The following is a 21935-nucleotide window of genomic DNA, read 5'->3' as shown; positions in this document are numbered from 1 at the left end:
AGGGCAGGGCGATCCCCCTACATGCTTTCAGGAGCACTTACGCCAAGAAGTTCAAGACCATTTTTTACCACCTGCCCCACGGAACGGAGCAACGCAAGACGAGCCAAGGCCAACTCAGGAGCACCTGCCTGAAGGACGGGATGTTTGGCATAGTAGCTGTGCAGCATCCCGGCAAGTTCCATCAAATAATAGCTGACGTGATGCGGAGCCAGTGCCTGTGCTGCACCTCTGGCGACATCTTCAAACCGATCAAGAAAACGCAGGAGAGCCAGATCTTCCGCTTCGGAAAGGGGCGCCAGCAGTGCCAGATCCGGCTTTTCAGGCAGCGCCAGCCCCACCTCGGCGGCCTTCCGCAACACGGATTGCACCCGCGCGTGGGCATACTGGACATAATAAACCGGGTTGTCCATGGAACGCTGCTTCACCAGAGCGAGGTCGAAATCCAGATGGCTGTCGCTCTTGCGGGACAGGAACATGAACCGCGCGGCGTCCACGCCCACTTCCTTGACCACGTCGGCCAAGGTTTCAAACTGCCCGGCGCGCGTGGACATGGCCACCTGCGTACCGTTCTCCAACAAATTCACAAGCTGGATGAGCACAACATCAAGATCTTCCGCCCTCCGGCCAACGGCCTGAACCGCCGCCTTCATGCGGGGGACGTACCCATGATGATCCGCGCCCCAGACATCGACCACACGATCAAAGCCGCGATGGTACTTATCATCATGGTAGGCGATATCCGACGCGAAGTACGTCAGCGAACCATCGGACTTGCGCAGGACACGATCCTTATCGTCACCAAAATCCGTCGTACGGAACCACAAGGCACCGTCCTTTTCAAAAGACAGGCCCGCTTTCTTCAGGCGCTCAAAGGTTTCCTCAACCGCACCACGCTCAACAAGAGAGCGTTCCGAGAACCACACCTGATGCTCAACCCGGAACTCCCGCAAGTCTTCCTTGATGCCGTCGAGGATAGTCTGCATGCCATAGGCAAAGCACCTGTCCTGCCCTTCCGCATCGGGAAGCGAGGTCAGCCCCGGATCTTTGTCCATCATCTCGCGCGCAATATCAATGATATAGGAACCCCGATAGTAATCTTCAGGCCATTCCACAGCTATCCCGGCAAGTTCCTTGGCACGCAGCCAAATGGAAAGGCCAAGGAGCCGCATCTGACGGCCAGCGTCGTTGATATAATATTCGGTTGTGACGTCATAACCGGCAAAACGGAGGATACGCGCCAAGGTATCACCCACCGCCGCACCTCGTCCATGACCGATATGGAGGGGGCCGGTGGGGTTGGCCGAAACATACTCCACCTGTACCTTACAGCCTTCTCCAGCAGTGGACTGCCCAAAACGATCGGCGGCGGCATCAATGCGCCGGATCGTTTCACGCCAGAACTCAGGGCTGAACGTCACGTTCAGAAAACCGGGGCCAGCCACTTCGACAGAGGCCAACGAAGTATCCTCATTCCGCAGGGCTTCAGCCATTTTCGCAGCCAACTCGCGCGGCGGCATCCCTGCGGCCTTGGCGGATACCAATGCAAGGTTGGAAGCCAAATCGCCGTGCTTGGGATCTTTGGAAGGTTCAATGACGGCCTTGTCCGGCCAAGGAAGGTTCATATTTTTCAGTACAGCCCTGAAAGAAGCCTCAAGATGCTGTTCGGCGCGCATGTAGTAATACCTCGAAATAGGAACGGTTAATAAAGATAGACGTAAAGCGGTTATTCTACCGCAACACCCGCAAAAGTAAAGTAAGCTGTCTTGAGGACTGCCCGCAGCCTTACGAAGCAACCGGAACGGAAAAAAGAAAAGCGCCCTTCCGAAACAAACTATCCTTAAGCTCTCCTCTTGGAACATGGTGGAAAGAAGCGCTCTAAAAACACCGGCTCGGCATAGTATGACTGTTTTATTTCAGTAGTATACTGAAAATACAGACTTTTTATCCAGTTTTTCTGCTGATGAACTCCATGATTAGGGCATATTATGAGTTATTCCTTTGGGATTTCAAGGAATAAAACATCAACTGTTTCCTATGACACTGCCAAAACACTTTCCCACGCCTCAACCGGTCAGCGTAACTTACGCTACCCCACTCTTTCCAAAACCCACCGGACATATTAACATCTCATCGAAGTACACCTGACAGATTTCCATTAAAAATAGTAGCTGCTGTAAAATGTGCGTTGAGAATCAACCGCCTGGGTCGTGTCAGCAATTAAATATAATAATTTGAAACTATTTAACTATTTTTAAGACTACAAAATATTTACAATAATTTAAAATAGTTACATACAATACGACGATGCAACCTAGAAAATAACCTCTTGGCCCCTCCCTCCCGATGGAAATTTTCCTTTCCATGTAAAAAGGCTACGGGCTGTCAGCAGTTCTTAGGAATTCCCTCACGTTACGATCGGTTCTGAAGGCGCCGATTCGTCAGCCGCGTAGGGAGGGCTGCAAAAGGATCTTCAGGCCATGGATGCTTCGGGTACCGCCCCCGCATTTCCGCTCTGACGGCTGGATATCCATTCTTCCAGAATCCTTTGAGATCGCGGGTGATCTGTAAGGGCCTGCCCGCAGGGGATAAGAGATGGACAAGAACCGGAACCTTCCCTTCAGCTACCGCAGGGGCTCCCTGCATACCGAACATCTCTTGGAGCTTAACCGCAAGGACTGGTACAATCCCTTCCGCTGATGCCTCGTAGTGCAGACGGACAAAGGAGCCTGAGGGGACTTCCATATGGGTGGGGGCCATCACATCAAGCTCACGTTGCTTGCGCCAAGGGAGCAACGCGTGAAGGGCCGCCGCCAGATCGATTTTCGAGAACTGAGAACGCCGTGATATGCCTTGTAAAAAGGGGATAAGCCAGTCTTCCAGGCCTGCTAAGAGCGTTTCTTCCGAAACATCGGGCCAGTTCCCGCCTTTGTCCACAGCCCGCAACAGCTCGACGCGCAGCCGCCACTGTTGCAATTCGTCCGTCCATGGCAAACAGGCCAATCCAAGTTCCCGGATTCCCGAAAGCACCGCTTGCGCCACCCGATCCGCAAGGGAAGGCCCGCCGCCGCTTCTCAAAGGAGTTTCTTCCAGAATAAATGCGCCGAAACTCACGCGCCTGCGCGCCGCCACTGCCTGTTCCCGGCTATCCCACACAACTTCTTCGGTTTCGGTAAATTGGGCATGATATAAAGCCTCAACCGTTTCCTGAGAAAGCGGCGCAGCCTGCCAAATACGCACATTACCGGAACCGCCGTTGACGGCCCCTACAGCCAACACAGGCTCGTCAGCCAACGAATCCGTATCGTCCAGAAAGCCGCCGCGCCCGTTGACCATACGGTAACTGCCCCGGCTCCGTTTCTGGGCAAGGCGATCCGGGTACGCCAAGGCGAGCAAGACACCGGCTTGTTCCTCTTCCGGTATATTCACAGGATTCCGGTGCGGCGATTCACCCGCCGCATCCACCAGCCGCCCTACTTGGCGGGCAGCCTCCCGGATCCGAAAAACGGCGGGCGTCCCCTGACCGTGTTCAAGCAGTGCCAGACGCGGGCGGATATCCGCATCGCGCAACCGCAGCGGATCACGCTCATCGGCCATTGCCGCCAACAGGCAGGCGGCCTTGCCAAGCCCAAGCGGTTTAGCGGCAAGAACCATATGCGCAAGCCGCGGATGCAAGGGGAGGCGGGCCATAGCCTTTCCCCGTGCGGTCACCCTCCACGCCGCATCGACTGCCTCCAAGCTGCGGAGTAATGGAAGGGCCTGATTGACCGCTTCCGCCGGGGGCTCATCCAGCCAGTGCAGGGAAGAAGGGGCGGCTATCCCCCATACGGCAAGCTCAAGGCACAGCGGGGCCATGTCGGCATCCAGTATTTCCGGTCGCATATGAGCCGCCATTCCCGCTTCGTCCCCTTGGTGCCACAGCCGGTAGCACACGCCAAGCCCCGTCCGCCCCGCCCGGCCTCTGCGCTGTTCGGCACTGGCAAGGGATACACGCTCCGTGACAAGCCGGGACATGCCCGTCCCCGCGTCAAAACGTACCGTGCGGGCCAAGCCGGAGTCGATGACCACCCGCACGCCTTCGATCGTCAGACTGGTTTCCGCAATGGACGTAGCAAGCACTATCTTCCGTAGCGGAGCCTGAACCGGCGCAATGGCGGCGTCCTGCTCCGCTGCGGGCAAATCGCCGTACAGAGGGCAAAGGTGTACGGTATCCGATCGTACACCTTGAAGTAACGCTTCAACTTTTCGGATTTCACCCACTCCCGGCAGGAACACAAGGATGCTGCCGTCCTCCTCCCGCAACGCGCGCCGGACAGCATCCGCAACCCATGCCTCCATAGACATATCAGTCCGGGGCAGTGGGAAGTAATACGTCTCCACAGGCCACGTGCGCCCCCCGCTCCGCAATACCGGAACCTCTCCGGGAAAATCCTGTTGCAGCAGCTTAAGGAGTGGCCCGGAATCCAATGTGGCCGACATGATCAGTAGCCGCAAATCGTCACGCAGGCCCTGTTGGCAATCAAGCGCAAGGGCAAGCCCCAAGTCGGCGTTCAGGCTGCGCTCATGAAATTCGTCAAAGATCAGGCAACCGACCCCCTGAAGTTCGGGATCTTCTTGAAGCATCCGGGTCAAGACGCCTTCCGTCACCACGGTAATCCGGGTAGCCGCGCTCACCCGGGAATCCAGACGTACACGGTAGCCTATGGTCTGGCCAACCTTTTCCCCAAGCAGGGAAGCCATATACCGGGCCGCATTCCGGGCCGCCATGCGCCGGGGTTCCAGCATCAGGATGCCTTTGCCGCCGAGCCACGCCGCCCGGAGCAATGCCAAGGGAACCCGTGTCGTCTTGCCCGCACCGGGCGCCGCTTCGAGTATACATCGGGTTCCGCCGCCCAATGCTTCAAGCAGATCCGGGAGCAGGGCCTCAATGGGAAGAACTTCTTTGGTATGATTGGACATGTCCCTCTCTAGCATGAATCCCACTTCCCGGAAAGTATGCCTCCCAACCATCGCGTGGCGAGCTTTTCCTTGAAGAGCGGCTTCGCCTGATCTATGTTCCGAATACCGCCTGAGCCACCGGATCGGGGAAGGCCGGGCGTTCATGAACCATTCTTATTTCTGGAGAGCGATATGTCCCTTATGGAAGCGCCGGAGCGCAACCTTGCCTTTGATCTTGTCCGTGTCACCGAAGCCGCCGCCCTTGCGTCCGCGCGCTGGCTCGGACGCGGCGACAAAAACGCCGGAGACGGCGCCGCCGTGGACGCCATGCGCCTGTCCTTCAATTCCTTGCCCATTGCGGGCAAAGTCGTCATCGGAGAAGGCGAAAAGGACGAAGCGCCCATGCTCTACAACGGCGAAATCATCGGCATGGGCAATGGGCCTTCCCTTGACATCGCCGTGGATCCCGTCGAGGGAACCAACCTGCTCGCTTATGGGCGTCCCAACGCCATTGCCGTCGTCGGGGCTGCTCCGGGAGGCAGCATGTACAACCCCGGCCCCAGCTTCTACATGCAAAAGCTGGTTGTCGGCCAAGCCGCCCGTGACGTCATCGATCTGGATGCGCCGGTCCATGTCAACCTCCGCCTCATCGCCAAAGCGCTGGGCAAGGATACCAACGACCTTGTCGTCTTCGTTCTCGATAAGCCCCGCCACCAGAAGCTTATTCAGGAAATCCGGGCCGTAGGCGCACGCATCCAGCTGCATACCGACGGCGATGTCGCCGGTGCCCTGATGGCCGTGGATCAGCGTTCCGAGGTCGATGTCATGATGGGAACCGGCGGCACGCCTGAAGGTGTACTGGCGGCCTGCGCCATCAAAGGCGCGGGTGGCGCCATGCTTGCCCGCCTCGATCCCCAGTCCGAAGCGGAAAAAGCCGCTATTCAGGAAGCGGGCATCGACCTTGCCCAAGTCCTTGATGCCGATACTTTGGTGCAGGGAGATGACGTCTTCTTTGCGGCCACAGGTATTTCCGGCGGCACGTTCCTGCGCGGCGTCCAGTTCTCCGGGCAGGGAGCCGTTACGCATTCCATGATTATCCGCAGCAAAACCGGAACGATGCGCTATATCGAATCGCATCACAACTGGAACAAGCTCATGCAGATCAGCTCCATCAAATACGATTAGTATACTATACGCCGGGACAAAGGGGCACTATCCTTTTGTCCCGGCGCAGTATGGACGCCGCCCCATCCCTTCAACAAGAGACGTGATACATGGCCCTTTTTTTCCGCTTCGGCCTTGCCTGTTTGCTGCTCCTGCTGACAGTATTCCCCACTTCGGCGGAAACGCTGTACAATCAGCCTCCGTTTTCCGAAAAGGAACTCAACCAGTTTATCGCCGATCTTCCCCGTTTCCGTGCATGGATCAAAACCAATAAGGAAAAGGCCCACCCGATCGTCAATGAAGCGGGCGAACCCGATTTCCTTTATTCCGAGAACGCCGCCGGGCATATCAAGGCTGCGGGCTGGAAACCGGAACGCTTTTTCTGCATTATGGGGCGGGCCGCCGCCGCTGTCGCCATCATCCAGCACGGGGACGCCATCACGAAGGAGCCCCCCGTTGAAATGCCCAATGTGAGCGATGACGAACTCGACATTGTCCGGCGCAATCTTCCCGGCCTGCTCAAGGCCATCAGCCCGGCCCCAACCCCCAAAAAGTAGAGGTCAATATGTCCACTGTTCCCACCGCCGTTCTTTTCCCCGGTCAAGGTTCCCAAGAGCCCGGCATGGGCCGCGATGTTGCCGAAGCATCGAAAGAAGCCATGGAGCTCTGGAAAAAAGCTGAACAGATCAGCGGCTTTCCCCTGCGCGCCATCTACTGGGAAAGCGACGATGCGGCGCTTATGGCCGATACCAAGCACCTCCAACCCGCGCTGACGGTCGTCAATGTGACGCTGTGGCAGGCGCTTTCCAGAAAGCTGTCCCCCGCCTGCGCCGCCGGCCATAGCCTCGGCGAATACAGCGCGCTGGCTGCCGCCGGAGCCCTTTCCCTCGAATCGACCCTTGAATTGGTAAGCCTGCGCGGGAAGCTGATGGCGGACGCCGATCCTGACGGCAAGGGCGGCATGGCGGCAATCCTCAAGCTCAACCGCGAAGCCGTGAGCGAAATCGCCAAGGCCGCTGCGGAAGCCACGGGGGAAATCCTCATTGTGGCCAACCACAACACCCCGGCCCAGTTCGTTATCAGCGGGAACAAAGCGGCGGTGGAGGCGGCCCTCCCACTTGTTAAGGAAAAGAAAGGCCGGGCGGTTCCCCTTCCCGTCAGCGGGGCATTCCACAGCCCGCTGATGGATACGGCCGCACAGGAACTCGCCAAGGCGCTCAACAAGATGACGTGGACCAAGCCGCGCTTCCCCATTTACAGCAATGTAACCGGTAAGGCGGTGACGGATGGAGAAAGCCTGCGCGAACTCGCCGCCGTCCAGATGATTTCTTCGGTTCTGTGGATCGATACGATCGCCAACCAGTGGCACGACGGCATCCGTTCATGGGTTGAAGTGGGCCCGAAGGGAACCCTCTCCCGTATGGTCAAACCGATCCTCGACGCCGTTCCGGTGGAGGAAGAAGTTGCTGTTACGGCTGTTGGCTCTCTGGAAGCCGTAAACGCTTTCGCTTAATCCCTCCGCTCAGTTGAAGCAATCCACATAAAGATGTGGGGAGGACGTTGAAAAACGCCCTCCCCTCTCTTTTTATTGGATCAATCTCTTTACCGGGTCAGCTTGCGGAACTTCAAGCGGTGCGGCTGATCCGCATCCTTACCGAGGCGCTTCTTGCGATCTTCTTCGTATTCCGAATAGTTCCCGTCAAAAAAGACAACTGACGAATCGCCTTCAAACGCCATAATGTGCGTAGCGATGCGGTCGAGGAACCACCGGTCGTGGCTGACGACCAATACGCAGCCCGCGAAATTTTCAAGGCCGTCTTCAAGGGCACGCATGGTGTTCACGTCGATATCGTTGGTCGGTTCGTCAAGCAGGATGACGTTGGCGCCGGACTTGAGCATCCGGGCAGTATGCACGCGATTCCGCTCGCCACCGGAAAGAACGTCGACCTTCTTCTGCTGATCGGATCCGGTAAAGTTGAAACGGGAACAATAGGCGCGGGCATTGATTTCACGGTTGCCGAGCTTGATCGTCTCGGCACCGTCGCTGATCAGCTCATATACGGTCTTACCCGGCGTCAGGGATTCACGCTGCTGATCCACATACGCAAACTGGACGGTGTCGCCGATGGTCAGCGTACCCGCATCGGGCTTTTCCTGTCCCACAAGCATCTTGAAAAGTGTCGTCTTACCCGCACCGTTCGGGCCGATGATGCCCACGATAGCACCCGCCGGAATGATGAAATTCACATTTTCCATCAATTCCTTGTCACCAAGGGCCTTGCAGACGCCCACGGCTTCGATGACCTTTTTGCCCAAACGAGGCCCGGCAGGAATATAGATTTCCAGTTCGGGGGCCCGCTTTTCGCTCTCGTGGCTCAGCATGGCCTCATAGGCGTTGATGCGCGCCTTGCCCTTGGCATGACGGCCTTTCGGGGACATGCGAATCCATTCCAGCTCACGCTTGAGGGTCTTGCGGCGCTCATCCTCAGCCTTGTCTTCCTGAGCGAGGCGCTTTTCTTTCTGCTCCAGCCAAGAGGAATAATTCCCCTTCCACGGAATGCCGCGGCCGCGATCCAGTTCGAGGATCCACCCGGCGACGTTGTCGAGGAAGTAGCGGTCGTGGGTTACGGCAATGACCGTACCGGGGAAATTCTGAAGATACCGTTCCAGCCACGCCACGGACTCGGCGTCCAAATGGTTGGTGGGTTCGTCGAGCAGAAGGATGTCGGGGTTCTGCAACAGCAGGCGGCACAGCGCCACACGGCGCTTTTCACCGCCGGAGATGACGGAAACGGGCGTGTCACCCGGAGGGCACCGCAAGGCATCCATCGCCATCTCAAGCTTGGAGTCAAGATCCCATGCGCCCTTCGCGTCCATGAGTTCCTGTACCTGCCCTTGGCGTTCGATGAGCTTATCCATTTCCTCCGGCTCCATAGGCTCGGCGAATTTGGCATTGATCTCCTCGAACTCCTTGACCAAATTAACAAGCTCCTGCGCCCCTTCCTCAACGACTTCGCGGACGGTTCGCGTTTCGTTGACCAGCGGTTCCTGCTCCAAATAGCCGATGGTATAGCCGGGAGCCAGCACGGTCTTCCCCTCAAAGGCTTGATCCACGCCTGCGAGGATCTTCAACAGGGAGGATTTGCCCGATCCGTTCAGGCCGAGAACACCGATCTTCGCGCCATAAAAATAGGAAAGGGAAATATCTTTCAACACTTCACGCTGCCCATGACGCTTGGACACGCGGATCATGGAATAAATAATCTTGTCAGGTTCGTTGCTCATGAAATCTCCTTACAAAAAATGGCCCTGCCGCTGGACGCTCCACTTCAGCGGCAGAGTCTGGATGAACCCATGCCATGTTGTGCAATCACAGATGTCCGATTGTCTTTTGCCCTATTTTGCTTCGCTATGCAACCATTGGGGAATACGCCATTTGCACTTTCCTGTGCTTTCCTACAATATGCCTTCTGGGTTAGCCAAACAGTCAGTCGAACTTCGCCAAGGCGACTTTGACGGCTTCCTCAGACAGTAGGCCGTCTTATTTGCTCGACATGATTGAAAAGGCTACGGGTAAGACCATCTCCAGACGCGATAGCGACGAAACAGTGATGGCATTCGGAGCAACGCTCTCGTTTACATGGGGGATATTGATGCGTTTTCTTGCACCCTGCCTTGTTATCGTACTTCTGTTTTCCCTGTCGCCCATGCAGGCAGAGGGAGCATCAGACGCCACGGCAACCGTCCGGGAGGCTATCAGCGACCTTCTGGATGACTTCGATGATTTCAAAGACTCTGATGTATTTCGGCAATGCATATACGGGTGCGGCAGTAAAAATCCGGGCAGCGAATGGCGCAACAGGCTTATAACGCTCCAGCGTCAGGCCATGCGGCGTAAGGACGTCCCGACCTACCTTAAGGATGCCATCGGTGAACTGTGGCAGATGGGCCGGAGCTATGCCCGAGGCAATATCCGTAAAGCAACCGAACTGCGCCAGCGCGTTGAGGCTGTACTGGAAGACTAAAGATGGGAAAAACAAAATGCAAATAAAAGGAAGAAAAAGGATGTGCCTCTTTCTGGCACTGATTATCGTACTTTGTATGGGCTCACCGGCCTATGCCGAAACGCCCACCGCTGAAGCCCAAAAGAAAGTTGCCGCCTATCTCACACTCCTTGACGATATGTGCTTCACCAACCCCTTTTTGTCTGATGGCTTTACTCAAGACCCGGGAAAGAGTTGGAAAGAGGGCCTGGAAAAACTTGAAGCAGAGCTAAACGCCAACCCGGAAGTAGCACCTGCCGTCAGGGACACCCCTCGGCTCCTTATCCATCTTGGTTTTCAGACGTTTTATGCAAGGCACTGTCTTGCCGACAGCAACTGGGACAGAAAAAACGTGCTTGACAGGCTCGGCGAATACGCCGAAGGCATTTAATAAAGAAGGCTCTGTTATAGTATGTGGTTGTTTCATCTCCACAGTGTGGTGAAAATACAGCCTTTTTCCCAGTTTTTCCCTTGGCGGGATCCACGGCTAAGGCATTTTGCCGATTATCCCTTTGGAGTTTCAAGGAATAAAGCATCAATCATTTTCTTTAACACAGCCTAAAAGAAAGCATTGTGAGATTTTTGGGCTTTTGTTCATTCCCGCTTCTGCCACTAACTTCAGAAGCATATTTGATTTTTGAGGAGCAGAGGCCGTACTGCGTTTTGGCATCTGTCTCAACTTCTTCCATCCGCTATAGAAGGCCGGAAACGCTTATGCCTAACATGCGAATGTCGCACAAGCACTCTGCCTGTGGCCGTCAGCGCGGCTGTGTGACCGTATTAGCCGTATCTATCGGTACCCACCTTGATCTTATCAACGCTCCGCTCTGACCATACAAACGACAGCCGGTTCTCCCGATACTCCCATTGCCCTTTCTCCAACTCCGAAGCGCTGAGCAGTAAAGCCATATCGTTATTGAAGTACTGGCGTCGACCATCGGCGCAGTGTCGTTGTGGTGCGGTCATGTATATCCGACTAGTACCGTGCTAAGTCATGCACGGGACGGAAACGGAAGCGTAACGGCTACGATCAAAAACCTATGCACATTGCCCGACACCCTTTATTTGACTCGGCTTACCCCCAATCAGCTTGACATATTCAAGTTTTTGGTTATAGCTAAAAAGAATCAATCCCTTTAAAATAGGAGAGCAACCATGAAGCGTCTATTCGCATTGGCCCTTGCCGCTACCCTTGCTGCTCCCACCATAGCCGTAGCAGGTTTTCAGGGGCCGAGTTCCGCTCAAGGGGGAGGCTTCCAAGGCCCCACTACCGGCATTGAGGCCGATACTGTAGCCAAAGCTCAAAAAAGCTGGGACGACGCCCGTGTCGTGCTCACCGGGAACATCACCCAACGGGTTGCCGGCAGCGACGACAAATACATCTTCAAGGACGCCACGGGCGAAATGATTGTGGAGATCGATTTCGAGCTGTTCGCAGGCCGAACCGTTACTCCCCAGAATAAAGTACGTCTCTCCGGCAAAGTGGACAAGGACTTTATGGAATCCCCTAAGGTTGACGTAAAGGTTCTTGAAATCCTGTAACGGGAGATCCCAAAACATCCTCTTAGGGTACATTGCTGTTCTGAAATGAAATGGGGGGAAGGAAAGAAAAGCCTTCCCCTCTTTTTCCTAGCTAAAAAGAGGGCTAGCTACCCCAAAAATGCCAAGCTGACAGTTAAAGAGGCATTTACGCGTATGAGTATGTTCTCTTTTGAAACAATACCGCTAATATTTATATAGCTATATAGTTATATAAATATATTTTAACCCATTACAGACAGAAATTTTTTATCCAGTGGACAAAGCCCCAGCCGGATACGGACTCGCCATCTCATTCCCATCTTCTGTTCTGACCACTTCATTTCGGGCTCTTGCGTATAGCCACGAAACGCGTTAGGAGGAACCTTCTTTTAACAACAGCGTGGCGAAAGGACTGTTATGAGCAGCACACCAGACGAAATCACTATTGAATACGAAGAGTCCGGGCAGATCCTCATCAAGGAGCTGGACAAGGTCATCCTCTCCAAAGGGGCATGGACAACTATTCTTTTCCGCTATCAGGAACTCGACGCGGAAACGGGTGGATACGGCCCGGACAAATATGCTATCCGCCGTTATCAGAAGTCGGGGGGCGAGTACCGTCAAAAATCCAAATTCAACATCTCCAGCGCGGAACAGGCTCGCAAGATTGTGGACGCCCTCTCCGGCTGGCTTGCGGACGCTTGATGCACATCTTTGCCAAAATGCTTTCCGCCGTCCTTGTGACGGCTTTTTTCGTTTTCCAGACAACCTTCTCCCATGCGGAAGGCTTGTTTTCAGCCACCGTGACGCAGTGTACGGATGGGGACACGCTTGTGCTTGATACGGGGCAGCGCGTCCGCCTTGCCGGAGTCGATACGCCTGAAAAAGGTTTCAAGGACACTCCGCCCCAATATTATGCCCGCGAGGCGGCGCGCTTTACCTGCGAACGGACAAGGAAACAGCGGGTTAAGGTTATCCCGCTTTCCGGGCCGTCCCGCGACAGGTATCAAAGGCTCGTCGCTGAAATCATCCTTCCCGACGGGCGTTCCCTCAATGAACAGCTCCTTCTCCACGGTATGGCCTCTTTTTACGCGCATAAGAACCTTCCCAGCCAACTGGTGCGCCGCCTGACCGCAGCCCAAAAGGAGGCGCTGGACAAGCGTACCGGCTGTTGGGCGTTCGTCCTGGCCCGCCCTCAGGCTCAGCAACCCTACATAGGCAATAAGAACAGCAAACGCTTCTTCTCCCAACCATGCCTGCGGACGATTACTCTTTCAAAAAAAAATCAAGTCCGCTTTTCAGATCTTGAAGAGGCTTTCAGGGCTGGCTATGCACCGGCAAGGCAATGCGGTATCTGGCCATCCGCGGAGTAAGGGGCTTTCCTGCACGCCGCCAAAAGGATACTCTGTCTTCATGAATACAGAAACGTGGAGGCAAAGATGTGGAACGCCGAAACAGCCCGATTCCTACATGACTGGTATGCAACGCCTGAGGGAACCTATGCCATCGCTCAGGAAAACCGCCTTTTTCAACACTTGATCTCTCAGTGGCCCCGGCGCGGGCATACGCTTCTGGACATAGGATGTGGTGCAGGTATCTTTTTGGAAATGCTCTGGCACTATGGATTTGATGTCACGGGCTTTGATACAAGTACCGAACTGCTCGACATGGCGAGGGAACGACTGGGAAACCGGGCTGAATTCCAACTGGGCCACCCGGAACATCTTCCTTTTGATGATGAAGAGTTTGATTACGTAGCTCTGCTTACCGTATTGGAATATATGGACAACCCGGAAGACGTGCTGCGCGAAGCCATCAGAGTTTCCCACCGCGGCGTCATCATCGGTTTTATGAACAGTTTCTCGCTCTACCAGATACAGAGGCGCTTGTACCGCCCGACCCTTGAGTTCCGGCACAGACGCCATAACCTGAACTTCTGGTCGCTGGCCCGTATGGTCAGGCGGATCTGCCCTAAAGCCGCCCTATCCCCCCGCTCCGTATTGCTTGGCCCGCCAATCACATGGAAGAAAGAAGGTTTTTGGGGGAAACTCAACAGCCTCCAAACGCCGCTTCCCATCGGGGGCTATCTCGGCATTTGCATCGACACCATGCCGCGTGTTCCTCTGACGCCTTTATTCCTTCGCGCCAAAGAGAAAGCATTCAAAGTTTATGCGGGACTCCAGCCCGAGGCCAACCGTGAAGGGGCACCATCCCGGCCTTGATGTATGTCCCCACTCTTGGAGCACTCCAAGAAACGGCTGCACTTTTAGCCGCCCCCTTTTTGAGAGGCATGGCTCAGGCAAAGGACGGAGATTCTCCCGTCCTTTCCATTACCCACACGGCAATAGTGCTCCTGCCGTCCACAGCCGCCGTAGCCGAACACCTTCTCCCGGCCCAGCCAACCATCGAAACGCTCCAGCGGCGCATATTTCCTTAAAATGCCGATCCCGGTATCCGGCAGTATCCTACCCTTGAGAGAAGCGCACACGAAAACGGTTTCCGCCTTCCCAGTGCTCATGCATCACTTTCCAACCCAAACGTTCACAGCCCCGTAGCACAAGCGATAGCCCCAGCCCGCTGCCGGGGCTTTTGCTGGTTCCGCGCACGCCCCGTTCAAACATGCGTGCGCGCACATCAGGATCGATGACGGGGGCGGTATCCGTCAGAAGCATTTCCTCCGTGCGCAACTCCAACAGAATGCGGCCCTGTTCGGTATAGCGACATGCGTTGTCGAGCAGATTGTGCAAAACCATAGCAGCCAGCTCAGGGCTTCCCAAAACCGTCAGACGATCGGGCAACAGGCTGGAAAAGGTGACAGGCCTCCCGCGCAAGCGTTCCCGAATCTCCGCCTCTTCCTGCCTCGCCAGCGCACAAAGATCGAAAGGCCGGAACTCCAACTGCTCCGGTTTACGCGCGAGAAGCAGCATTGTACCAACCATCGCCGTCATGGACTCGACTGTACGCTGCATTCTGACCACAATCGGAAGCAGTTTGCCATCTCCGCTCAAGCGGCTTTCCAAAATCTCCACCCCGCCCTGCAATACGGTCAGCGGAGTGCGCAACTCATGGCTGACGTCCCCAGTAAATAGCTGTTCCCGGTTTAAAAACTCCCTTAATGCCTGCTCCCTTCCTGCGAACGCCCGCGCCAGATCTCCGACCTCATCATCCCGACAACACAACGGCGTGTCATCCAGTGCTTCGCCCCGGTTGACCCTGCCGGTCAGCTCGACAAGCGGTGAAACCAGCCGGCGGCTCAACCAGTAGGCCAGCAACCCTGCACCGATCAGGCTCCCCACGACACATGCCAGCGCAATGTTGGCCATCACTTCTTCCAGATCGTCAAGATCCTTGATCTTGCCGACAATGGCGTATTCTTGCCCCTCTTTGTTCCTGTATGTCATGGCATAGCGATCCCGCTTGATGCGCACAAGTTCACGCACTTTGGAACGCTCCGGACGCAAATCATCAGGAATGGCTTCCCCGACGTACCATCTTACCTTCAGCTCCTTTGCGAGCACCTTACTGTCTACGGAAAGCCTTTCCCCCTTGCGGAGCGCATCCCCTTCCTCTGCGGCTATGAGCAGACGCATGATCGGTTCCATATGCCAGCGAATGACATGGGTAATCGCATAATCATATGAAAGATAGGCGGTTAGGCTGAATATGCCTCCGGTTACCAAGGTCAAGATGAGGAACGCTTCCGCGATACGCCTGCTGAGTGACCGGGCCCTGACACGCCGCACCGTCCGATCGCGCAATGCCGTCAGCGGACGGGAAAAGGCTATTGCCCGCCACAAGGCGCCGCAGCCGGCACGGAACCCAGTAAGAAGCAAAGGGATTTTATTCATGCCGAACCAATGTATAGCCTACATGAGGGATAGTCTTAAGGAGCGGACAGGTAAACGGTTTATCCAGCTTTTGCCGCAATTCATGGATATGGGTACGCAAAGCATCGCTGTCCGGCGGAGAATCCCCCCAGATGGCTTGTTCAAGTTCCGTTCTGGGGACGACGGTTGGAGCGGCCCGCAACAATGTCTCCAAAATGACGAACCCCGTGGGGCTCAAGCGCAGGGGAACCCCGCTCCGGGTTGCGCTGTGGGCCGCGGGATCGAGCTCAATATCTTCCCAGCGTAAAACGCTGCGGGTTTGCCGCCCCTGCGCACGGCGCACCAGTGCACGCAGCCGGGCGTCCAGCTCTTTCATCGAAAACGGCTTGACCAGATAGTCATCAGCTCCGCAATCAAGGCCCGTCACGCGATCCGCAACCGTATCACGGGCCGTCAGCATGAGGATAGGGGTCGGATCGGTATGGTCTTCCCGTAATGCTCGGCATACCGCCAACCCATCCATCCCCGGAAGCATGATGTCCAAGACGATGACGTCAAAGGTACCCGCTACCGCCATCTCCAATCCGATATGGCCATTGGCGGAACAATCGAGCTCATAGCCGAGAGGCTCAAGGAATGCGTATAAATTTGCGGTAATATCTTGGTTGTCTTCAATAATCAGTGCACGTATCCGACCTGCTTCCATACGCCCCTCCACTTCCCTCAAACAGCCTTCCGGCAATGCCCATAAATAAAAGGCGAGCACAGAGGATTTCCGTGCCCGCCTCCCAAACGAACTACTTCACGATTTCAAGGTACCGTACGTCCACTTCATTGGCGCGCCCCTGCTTCTTGTGATCCACCTCGCCCGTCAGCCTCACCCGCGTCTCCGGCGTTACCCTATTGGAACCAAAGATCCGCTGGCCGATTTCTACCGTTACCTGTCCAGAACCATCTTGGAATACATACTTATTTTTGCTGAGACGTTCCAGAATGTTGCCTTCCAGCGTGCAGGTGGTATCATCAAGAGCATTTTGTACCTGCGCCGCTTTCGTAATGGTCTGAGGGCCGGGGCCGGCAAACCCGCCAGTACTGGCATTAGGCCCCTCAAAACCCGCAAAAGCGGGAACAGCCAAAGCCAAAGAAAGCAGCAAAACCATGATGTAACGCATACGGACACTCCTTTATTGGGGTTCTCATTCATTGATGTGGCCATCATGCTATACCGGGTGTGAAGAGAATGTTAAGAGCGAAAAAATTCCCTCAAGCGGCCTCCCTTACCCTTTGCATCCCCATCACCATGAGGTGTCCTTTCTTACCAGTGTATTCGTAAGGCTCTGTCATAGCATATGATTGCTTCATCTCCACAGTATGCTGAAAGTGCAGCCTTCTTGTCCATTTTCCCCTTGTCGGAATCCGCGGCTAGGGCTCTTTGTTGATTATCCCTTTGGAGCTTCAAGGAAAAAACATCAACCCTTTTCTACGGCGCAGCCATTCGCAATAAAAAACGGAATGGCCCAAATGTATTTTTTGCGGCCCCGGCACGCTACCAGCCATCAGCGTATCCCCTGAGGGACTCCGGCCCCGTTGAAGGCAACCCCTTGTTTTCCACCCGATACTATTGCACACTTTATACTCTGGAGGTGCAGCCATGACCAAGCACGATAGTCCTGTTTCATCCGGTAAGCAGCCTCTGTTCGCCCCCTTCGCTGTTCCAAAGATCGGAAATATAACTACGGCATGGCACGAAATACTGCATCTTGGCACCAAACTCCACCACTCCGCCGGAAGCATCGTCAAAGTTGAGGGCGAAACCTGCTTTGATCTCTTCTACATCGGGGAAGGGAAAGTCCATGTAGTTTTCGACACGATCGACGGCAGGGTGCGCTCGGTCGTTTCCTTTGAAGCGGGAAGCATCTTCAACCTCGCCCCCGCAGCCACCCGGCGTGAGGCATCCGGCCAGTACCAGTGTATGACCGACGCCGTGATCTGGCAAATTCCGGGAAAAGTGCTGCACGATCCCTCTTTTGCCGCCCAGTATCCCAACCTCATGCTTTCCGTCATCGAGCTGCTCGGCACACTAGTCCTCACCTACCACACTTACCTCACTGACATGCTTATGGATGATTTCGTCATCCGTTTCAGCCGCTTTCTCATTTCTCTCAGCCTTGAGCGGGGGTCTGACAACTTCCCCCTCGGCATGACGCAGGAACAGCTCGCTTCCGTATTCGGCGTCCATCGCGCTACGCTGGCACGGGCAATCCAGTACCTAAAACAGGAAGCCATCATTGCCTGCTTTACCTGCCGCCATGTGGAAATCATTGATATGGAACGGCTGCGCCATATGGCGCACCTGTAAAACCGTTATTTGTGAAAAAATATTTATTTAGTTTATTTTTATTTTAATAAAATTATTTCAATATAGTATAAAAAAGAAAAAAGCTCGTTATTCTTCATGACGGGCTTTTTTTGCGTTTTGTCGCATATGCGATAGCCATATCCGCCCATATTGTGAAAGAAAGAACACATAAAGGCATCTCATGATGCCCCGGCTTCGGAAAACACTGTTTGCTCAGGAGGAAATGAATATGCCCCCAGTCATCGACAGGAACAAATGCATTGGTTGCGGCGTGTGTGCGGACGTGTGCCCTCTCCAAGTCTTTCGCCACGAGCCCAAGAAGGACAAAATTCCTGAAGTGCGCCGCCCTTATGAATGCTGGCACTGTAACGCCTGTGTTCTTGATTGCCGGGCCAAGGCGATTGAGCTCCGGCTTCCGCTAACGCATATGCTGCTCTATGTGGATTCTGATTCCCTCAAACCCAAAGAATAACGCAGCAGTATCCTTTTATCCTTCGGAGGTACCATCATGATCCCCATCAAAGAAAAGCTGGAATCGGACGTTCTTATTGTCGGCGGCGGCATTGCCGGGCTTATGGCCGCTATTGCGGCGGCGGATAAAGGCGCGAGCGTGACCCTATTGGACAAAGCCAATACGAAACGCAGCGGGGCGGGGGCCACGGGCAACGACCATTTTCTCTGCTATATCCCGGAGAAGCATGGCTCCATCGATGTGGTCTATGAGGAATTCATGGACAGCCAAAACGCCACCAGCAACGACACGCCGCTTGTCATGCGCTTCCTGGAAACCAGCCCCACCATCGTCAACATGTGGAACGACTGGGGCATCAACATGAAGCCCACAGGGGATTTCCACTTTGAAGGCCATGCCTATCCGGGGCGTCCGAAAATCTTCCTCAAGTATGACGGCCACAATCAAAAAAAGGTGCTCACGGAACAGGCCAAGAAACGAGGCGTCCATATCGTCAACCACTCGCCGGTACTGGAACTGTTCCGTGATGCGGACGGAGTCACCGGAGCTCTGGCCCTCGACATTTCCTCCGACGAGCCGGCCTACCGCATCGTAAAGGCCAAAGCGGTAGTGGTCGCCACAGGATACGTCAGCCGCCTGTTCACGACCGATCCCACGCCGAGCCAGATGTTCAACACGAACATGTGCCCTTCCGGGACCGGCGACTCCATCGCGCAGGCGTGGCGCTTGGGGGCCCATCTCGTCAACATGGAAAAGACCTACCGCCATGCCGGGCCCCGGTTCCTCGCCCGCTGCGGCAAGGCCACATGGATCGGCGTCTACCGCTACCCCAACGGCAAGCCCATCGGCCCGTTCATCACCAAACCCAATGTGGAAACCGGCGACATGACCAGCGACATCTGGGCGTCCGCCTTTACCGATCTGAAGCTCAACGGCACGGGCCCCGCCTATATGGACTGTTCCGGCGCGAGCCCAGAAGACCTTGAACATATGCGCTGGGCCATGCGGTGCGAAGGGCTCACCGCGCTGCTCGACTATATGGACAAGGAAGGCATCGATCCCGGCAAACATGCCGTGGAATTCGGACAGTACGAAGCCAACCTCTGTACCAACGGCATCGAAATCGACATCAACGGCGAGAGCAATATCCGCGGCCTGTTCGCGGCGGGCGACATGATGGGCAACATCAGCGGCGACATCGGCGCTGCGGCGGTCTACGGCTGGATCGCGGGGCATCACGCGGGGGACTACAAAACGCTTGGACAGCCCGCTGATGTGGACGGGACGCCTTTCTGCCAAGAACGCATGGCTTTTTTCAGCGGCCTGTATGAACGCAGCGGCGGCGCGTCATGGCAGGAAGCGAACTTTGCTCTCCAGCAGATCATGACCGAATACGCGGACTGCGGCCCGCACCGTCTGCGCTCCGATACGCTGTTGACGGCAGGCATCAAGTATCTCGGCGACCTGCGGAAAAAAATCAACAAGGAAATGTCGGCATCCGACTCCCACGAACTGATGCGCGCTGCGGAAGTGCTCAATCTGCTCGATCTCGGCGAAGCGCTCATGATTGCGGCACGTGAGCGCAAAGAAAGCCGGGGACGTCATTTACGGGCCGATTTCACCTTCACGAACCCTTTGCTCCGCGACAAGTTCCTCCGCGTCTGGCAGGAAGACGGTACGCCCCGCACGGCATGGCGCGACCGCCTGAAATAGGCAACACGCCGGGGAAACAACCTCCCCGGCTCCGCCATACGGCCGCCCTTCCCAATTGCTTTTCAAAATTCCGCCAGAATTCCGAAGCATACCGGTAAACGCCCATACATTCCCTGTCCGGTCAGGCCATTCTTCCCTCATACCAACAGAGGTCGTTATGAATCCCGTTCAGGCTCTCAAGTGGACCATGACCCTGCTTATCCCTTGCGGCATCTATTTCCTTTCTCCACAAGAGGTTTCGCCGCATTTCCCACTATACATGGGAATTACCAGCGCCGCCATCATAGCGTGGGCGCTCAATGTATTCCCCGCCATCGGCGTGGCGGCGATGCTCACGTTCGCCTATATCCTTTGCGGCGTAGCGGATGCCGAAGTCGTATTCGGGCCGTGGGCTACCGTGCTCCCGTGGCTGAGCTTCGCGGCGGTCATCATTGGCGAAGGCATGGAAAAGACGGGGCTGGCCAAGCGGCTGGCCTTGCAATGCCTCAAGCTGACCGGCGGCTCCTTCAACGGTCTTGTGGCGGGATTCTTCCTCGCCGGGCTCGTGCTCGTCGTCATCCTGCCCTCGATCCTCGCCCGCGTAGTCATCTTCTGTGCCATCGCCGTAGGCATTATTCAGGCGCTCCAGCTTGATGCCAAGTCCCGTATGTCGTCCACCATCGTCATGATGGCTTTCTTTGCGGCGGCGGCCCCGCAGTTCATGTTCCTGCACTCTTCGGAGTCCTTCATCTGGGCCTTCGGGATGATGCTCAAGGGGACGGACAAGACCGTCAACTTTTGGGATTATGTCTATCAGGCAACATTCATCAATTTGATATACTACGCTTTGTCCATGGCAACGGTCTACATCGTGAAGGGGCGCGAAACGCTTGTTTCCGGGGCATACTTCTCTACGTTCATCGAGCAAAGCCGCCGTGAAATGGGCCCCATCCAACCTCGTGAGATCAAGCTGCTTATTCTCGTCCTCGGCATCATCCTCGGCTTCATGCTGGAGCCCCTGACTCATATTGATCCCGTATACGTCTGTTGCGTGCTGGCACTCCTGAGCTACCTGCCCGGTATCAATGTCCTTGACCGCGAGAGTTTCAGCAACCTGAATATCGTATTCCTCGTGTTCATCACGGGCTGTATGGCTATCGGCTTTGTCGGCGGCAGCGTCGGCGCGAACAAGTGGGCCGTGGCGAGCATCGTGCCCCTGCTTCAGGGATGGGGCGAAACCATGTCCGTCGTATGCGCCTATATCGCCGGGGTCGTCATCAACTTCCTGCTGACCCCGCTTGCAGCGACGGCCGCGTTTACGCCCGCCTTCGGAGAGCTGGGGACGGCCATGAACGTAAACCCGCTCCCGCTGTTCTACGCATTCAATTTTGGCTTAGACCAATACATCTTCCCGTATGAAGCCGTCTACTTCCTCTATATTTTCATCACTGAAAAGGTCCTGCTCCGCCACATCGCAACCGCCTTGGCGATCCGTATGCTCATCGTAGGAATCTTTGTCGTCGTGCTTGCCGTACCCTATTGGAAGGGTATCGGCCTAATGTAGCACGCTCAAAAATGGCGGGAGCCCCCTGCTGGTTCTCCCGTTCACCTCTCCATTTCCAGCCACCCGATGTGTTGCCCCAGATAGATTTCCGGGGCAACATTTCTGTCTATGCTGTACGATAGCTTACCCATCTTTCATACTTTTCGCCTTTGGCTGATCGTTCTTACAACGCATTATTGACACGCCTGTTTTCGTCTCGTACCCTCTATGAGAAAAATTACGAAAACCTATTCTCAATGCGGCTTCAAGCGGCTTGGATCTTATGAGCATCATAGCTCCCTTTATTGACCTTTACCTTTTATATCCCATGAATATTCAGCCTTTTACCTGACGACTCCCCGCAAGGTGCATGGAATGC

At 55.4% G+C, this 21935-nt stretch carries 20 protein-coding genes; 13 read left to right on the top strand and 7 right to left on the bottom strand.

All coding sequences use genetic code 11. From position 1 onward, the window contains the following. Positions 1–17: 17 nt before the first annotated feature. On the bottom strand, positions 18–1673 hold the full coding sequence (gene argS, locus AC6I1V_RS01790; RefSeq protein WP_486854592.1) for an arginine--tRNA ligase: 1656 nt from the start codon (positions 1671–1673) through the stop codon (positions 18–20). Between the two features lie 736 nt (positions 1674–2409). Further along, positions 2410–4956 (bottom strand): ATP-dependent helicase HrpB, encoded by a 2547-nt coding sequence (hrpB, locus tag AC6I1V_RS01785; RefSeq protein WP_497736817.1) that lies wholly within the window; start codon positions 4954–4956, stop codon positions 2410–2412. 180 nt (positions 4957–5136) lie between these two features. Here hrpB and glpX point away from each other — a divergent pair, with 180 nt between their 5' ends. From glpX to fabD, 3 genes are all read left to right on the top strand, one after another. After that, a complete protein-coding gene (gene glpX / locus AC6I1V_RS01780; RefSeq protein ID WP_482333082.1) occupies positions 5137–6120 on the top strand; it encodes a class II fructose-bisphosphatase in 984 nt (327 codons plus the stop codon). Positions 6121–6209: 89 nt separating this feature from the next. Beyond that, entirely contained in the window at positions 6210–6656 is a 447-nt protein-coding gene (locus tag AC6I1V_RS01775) for a hypothetical protein (protein WP_486854725.1), read from the top strand. An 8-nt stretch (positions 6657–6664) separates the two neighbouring features. Beyond that, complete coding sequence (gene fabD / locus AC6I1V_RS01770; protein ID WP_486854724.1) at positions 6665–7612, top strand: ACP S-malonyltransferase; 948 nt, start codon at positions 6665–6667, stop codon at positions 7610–7612. An 89-nt stretch (positions 7613–7701) separates the two neighbouring features. Here fabD and ettA read toward each other — a convergent pair whose 3' ends face one another. Continuing rightward, on the bottom strand, positions 7702–9384 hold the full coding sequence (gene ettA / locus AC6I1V_RS01765) for an energy-dependent translational throttle protein EttA (protein ID WP_302552594.1): 1683 nt from the start codon (positions 9382–9384) through the stop codon (positions 7702–7704). A 368-nt stretch (positions 9385–9752) separates the two neighbouring features. Between ettA and AC6I1V_RS01760 the strand changes: the two genes are divergently transcribed. From AC6I1V_RS01760 to AC6I1V_RS01735, 6 genes are all read left to right on the top strand, one after another. Then, positions 9753–10124, top strand: coding sequence for a hypothetical protein (locus tag AC6I1V_RS01760; protein WP_486854723.1), 372 nt, complete (start codon positions 9753–9755; stop codon positions 10122–10124). 16 nt (positions 10125–10140) lie between these two features. Beyond that, on the top strand, positions 10141–10533 hold the full coding sequence (locus AC6I1V_RS01755; RefSeq protein ID WP_486854722.1) for a hypothetical protein: 393 nt from the start codon (positions 10141–10143) through the stop codon (positions 10531–10533). Between the two features lie 764 nt (positions 10534–11297). Next, positions 11298–11684, top strand: coding sequence for a YgiW/YdeI family stress tolerance OB fold protein (locus AC6I1V_RS01750; protein ID WP_302552591.1), 387 nt, complete (start codon positions 11298–11300; stop codon positions 11682–11684). Positions 11685–12080: 396 nt separating this feature from the next. Then, entirely contained in the window at positions 12081–12368 is a 288-nt protein-coding gene (locus AC6I1V_RS01745; protein WP_308771059.1) for a hypothetical protein, read from the top strand. Then, the gene (locus AC6I1V_RS01740) at positions 12368–13036 is read left to right on the top strand and encodes a thermonuclease family protein (RefSeq protein WP_486854721.1); all 669 of its coding nucleotides are present in this window, start codon (positions 12368–12370) and stop codon (positions 13034–13036) included. The genes AC6I1V_RS01745 and AC6I1V_RS01740 overlap by 1 nt, the downstream gene beginning before the upstream one ends. A 66-nt stretch (positions 13037–13102) precedes the next feature. Continuing rightward, positions 13103–13885 (top strand): class I SAM-dependent methyltransferase, encoded by a 783-nt coding sequence (locus tag AC6I1V_RS01735; protein ID WP_308771061.1) that lies wholly within the window; start codon positions 13103–13105, stop codon positions 13883–13885. 44 nt (positions 13886–13929) lie between these two features. On the opposite strand, the gene AC6I1V_RS01730 is transcribed toward AC6I1V_RS01735, so the two are convergent. The 4 genes from AC6I1V_RS01730 to AC6I1V_RS01715 form a co-directional block, all read right to left on the bottom strand. Beyond that, complete coding sequence (locus AC6I1V_RS01730; protein WP_497736816.1) at positions 13930–14181, bottom strand: hypothetical protein; 252 nt, start codon at positions 14179–14181, stop codon at positions 13930–13932. Next, complete coding sequence (locus AC6I1V_RS01725) at positions 14129–15511, bottom strand: sensor histidine kinase (RefSeq protein WP_497736815.1); 1383 nt, start codon at positions 15509–15511, stop codon at positions 14129–14131. The genes AC6I1V_RS01730 and AC6I1V_RS01725 overlap by 53 nt, the downstream gene beginning before the upstream one ends. Continuing rightward, complete coding sequence (locus tag AC6I1V_RS01720) at positions 15504–16196, bottom strand: response regulator transcription factor (RefSeq protein WP_486854918.1); 693 nt, start codon at positions 16194–16196, stop codon at positions 15504–15506. The genes AC6I1V_RS01725 and AC6I1V_RS01720 overlap by 8 nt, the downstream gene beginning before the upstream one ends. A gap of 91 nt (positions 16197–16287) precedes the next feature. Then, a complete protein-coding gene (locus tag AC6I1V_RS01715; RefSeq protein WP_302552585.1) occupies positions 16288–16662 on the bottom strand; it encodes a YgiW/YdeI family stress tolerance OB fold protein in 375 nt (124 codons plus the stop codon). Between the two features lie 479 nt (positions 16663–17141). Here AC6I1V_RS01715 and AC6I1V_RS01710 point away from each other — a divergent pair, with 479 nt between their 5' ends. From AC6I1V_RS01710 to AC6I1V_RS01695, 4 genes are all read left to right on the top strand, one after another. Continuing rightward, entirely contained in the window at positions 17142–17849 is a 708-nt protein-coding gene (locus tag AC6I1V_RS01710) for a Crp/Fnr family transcriptional regulator (RefSeq protein ID WP_486854917.1), read from the top strand. A 229-nt stretch (positions 17850–18078) separates the two neighbouring features. Continuing rightward, positions 18079–18321, top strand: a complete 243-nt coding sequence (locus AC6I1V_RS01705; RefSeq protein WP_308771589.1) for a 4Fe-4S dicluster domain-containing protein — start codon at positions 18079–18081, stop codon at positions 18319–18321. A 36-nt stretch (positions 18322–18357) separates the two neighbouring features. Continuing rightward, positions 18358–20034 carry an FAD-dependent oxidoreductase gene (locus AC6I1V_RS01700; protein WP_497736814.1) on the top strand — a complete coding sequence of 559 codons (1677 nt, stop codon included), beginning with the start codon at positions 18358–18360 and terminating at the stop codon, positions 20032–20034. 157 nt (positions 20035–20191) lie between these two features. Further along, positions 20192–21577 (top strand): SLC13 family permease, encoded by a 1386-nt coding sequence (locus tag AC6I1V_RS01695; protein WP_308771587.1) that lies wholly within the window; start codon positions 20192–20194, stop codon positions 21575–21577. Positions 21578–21935 lie beyond the last annotated feature (358 nt).

The organism is Bilophila sp. T19-St14, assembly GCF_059728385.1.
The sequence above is the reverse complement of the archived record's forward strand: the minus strand, read 5'-3'. Positions and strand labels throughout refer to the sequence as shown.

Bases quoted from the DNA above. Each gene is read 5' to 3' on its own strand.
- argS (WP_486854592.1), bottom strand. From the start codon at position 1,673: ATGCGCGCCGAACAGCATCTTGAGGCTTCTTTCAGGGCTGTACTGAAA.
- hrpB (WP_497736817.1), bottom strand. From the start codon at position 4,956: ATGTCCAATCATACCAAAGAAGTTCTTCCCATTGAGGCCCTGCTCCCG.
- glpX (WP_482333082.1), top strand. From the start codon at position 5,137: ATGGAAGCGCCGGAGCGCAACCTTGCCTTTGATCTTGTCCGTGTCACC.
- AC6I1V_RS01775 (WP_486854725.1), top strand. From the start codon at position 6,210: ATGGCCCTTTTTTTCCGCTTCGGCCTTGCCTGTTTGCTGCTCCTGCTG.
- fabD (WP_486854724.1), top strand. From the start codon at position 6,665: ATGTCCACTGTTCCCACCGCCGTTCTTTTCCCCGGTCAAGGTTCCCAA.
- ettA (WP_302552594.1), bottom strand. From the start codon at position 9,384: ATGAGCAACGAACCTGACAAGATTATTTATTCCATGATCCGCGTGTCC.
- AC6I1V_RS01760 (WP_486854723.1), top strand. From the start codon at position 9,753: ATGCGTTTTCTTGCACCCTGCCTTGTTATCGTACTTCTGTTTTCCCTG.
- AC6I1V_RS01755 (WP_486854722.1), top strand. From the start codon at position 10,141: ATGCAAATAAAAGGAAGAAAAAGGATGTGCCTCTTTCTGGCACTGATT.
- AC6I1V_RS01750 (WP_302552591.1), top strand. From the start codon at position 11,298: ATGAAGCGTCTATTCGCATTGGCCCTTGCCGCTACCCTTGCTGCTCCC.
- AC6I1V_RS01745 (WP_308771059.1), top strand. From the start codon at position 12,081: ATGAGCAGCACACCAGACGAAATCACTATTGAATACGAAGAGTCCGGG.
- AC6I1V_RS01740 (WP_486854721.1), top strand. From the start codon at position 12,368: ATGCACATCTTTGCCAAAATGCTTTCCGCCGTCCTTGTGACGGCTTTT.
- AC6I1V_RS01735 (WP_308771061.1), top strand. From the start codon at position 13,103: ATGTGGAACGCCGAAACAGCCCGATTCCTACATGACTGGTATGCAACG.
- AC6I1V_RS01730 (WP_497736816.1), bottom strand. From the start codon at position 14,181: ATGAGCACTGGGAAGGCGGAAACCGTTTTCGTGTGCGCTTCTCTCAAG.
- AC6I1V_RS01725 (WP_497736815.1), bottom strand. From the start codon at position 15,511: ATGAATAAAATCCCTTTGCTTCTTACTGGGTTCCGTGCCGGCTGCGGC.
- AC6I1V_RS01720 (WP_486854918.1), bottom strand. From the start codon at position 16,196: ATGGAAGCAGGTCGGATACGTGCACTGATTATTGAAGACAACCAAGAT.
- AC6I1V_RS01715 (WP_302552585.1), bottom strand. From the start codon at position 16,662: ATGCGTTACATCATGGTTTTGCTGCTTTCTTTGGCTTTGGCTGTTCCC.
- AC6I1V_RS01710 (WP_486854917.1), top strand. From the start codon at position 17,142: ATGACCAAGCACGATAGTCCTGTTTCATCCGGTAAGCAGCCTCTGTTC.
- AC6I1V_RS01705 (WP_308771589.1), top strand. From the start codon at position 18,079: ATGCCCCCAGTCATCGACAGGAACAAATGCATTGGTTGCGGCGTGTGT.
- AC6I1V_RS01700 (WP_497736814.1), top strand. From the start codon at position 18,358: ATGATCCCCATCAAAGAAAAGCTGGAATCGGACGTTCTTATTGTCGGC.
- AC6I1V_RS01695 (WP_308771587.1), top strand. From the start codon at position 20,192: ATGAATCCCGTTCAGGCTCTCAAGTGGACCATGACCCTGCTTATCCCT.